Origin of the sequence: Penaeicola halotolerans (genome assembly GCF_016464625.1) — a bacterium.
GTDB lineage: Bacteria > Bacteroidota > Bacteroidia > Cytophagales > Cyclobacteriaceae > Penaeicola > Penaeicola halotolerans.
This window is the reverse complement of record NZ_JAEAGO010000064.1, coordinates 1-273: the sequence shown is the minus strand read 5'-3', so window position 1 is coordinate 273 and position 273 is coordinate 1. Positions and strand designations below refer to the sequence as shown.

Here is a 273-nt window from a genome sequence, read left to right as displayed (position 1 = left end):
TCTAGTACTTATTGATAGTGATTTGAGAGCTATCTACTCCTAAGCCGTTATATGGTAGACCTACTTTATCCAAATGTGCTTGGACGGCACCATCTTCACCCGGTCTACCATGTAGTGCGATAAAGACCACATCGCAGATGTCGGCTAGTGTTTCATAATCTATCCTCTTAAGAGTTAGTGTTTCTGTACCTATGTAGGTATTTCTGGTGACAGATGGTTCGTCTTTGTTCTTTTCTAGTAGCTCACGTTTGTAGCCATTATGCTGAGCATGAG

1 pseudogene is annotated in these 273 nt (G+C 41.8%); it reads right to left on the bottom strand.

The annotated features are described in order from the left end of the window. Window position 1 precedes the first annotated feature (1 nt). Window positions 2-273: pseudogene (locus I5349_RS13735) on the bottom strand (hypothetical protein); the annotation flags it as partial.